The 681-nt window shown below is 70.3% G+C and carries 1 pseudogene; it reads left to right on the top strand.

The features are described from left to right. Positions 1 to 416 precede the first annotated feature (416 nt). Positions 417 to 681, top strand: a pseudogene (locus tag A33M_RS21515) (outer membrane protein); the annotation flags it as partial.

Below are 681 nucleotides of genomic sequence, written 5' to 3'. Positions count from 1 at the left end.
CGGGGTCTCCCCCGGGGCTTTTCTTTTGCGCGCGTTTTTCCCCCCCCCCCCCCCCTTCCTCCGGCGGCTCGATGGGCGGGGCTCCCGGCGCGCCGTCACCGCGCGATTCGCTGCGATTCGGCGCCGAGGGTGTGTTTCCCTCCCCCCGCACGCCCGCACGGCATTCCGGCCGGTCGGAGCGGCGGCCCGAACGGGGCAGAGCCTCGCCACCGTTTCGCCACGATGAGGCTCCTCGGCCCAGCGCGTTCTCGCAAAACGCGCCCGCGCCCGGCTCCGCGAGCGGCGTTTTCAACAAGAAGGTGTACGACACAACCCGGCTGGCGCGCGGGCGTCACACATGTTGCGGAATTGTCACCTTTGCCGCAACCGACGCCCTTATGGTCCGCCCACTCGCAATCAACGAAAGGTCGGGTCTCGTGAAGAAGATCCTGCTCGCATCCGTCGCCGTGCTGGCGATGGCCAGTGTCGCCTCCGCCGCCGACCTGCCGGCGCGCATGCACACCAAGGCTCCGCCGATGGTGGCCCCGGTGTTCTCGTGGACCGGCTGCTATGTCGGCGGCTTCGTCGGCGGCGCGTGGAGCGACGACGCCACCGTCTCCGATCCCACCGGCTTCGCCTCGGTCGGCTACGGCCTCGACTCGAGCTTCATCGGCGGCGGCACGCTCGGCTGCAACTGGCAGC

Origin of the sequence: Rhodovulum sp. PH10 (assembly GCF_000293785.1) — a bacterium.
Lineage (GTDB): Bacteria > Pseudomonadota > Alphaproteobacteria > Rhizobiales > Xanthobacteraceae > Rhodoplanes.
This window is presented reverse-complemented; position numbering and strand designations above follow the sequence as displayed.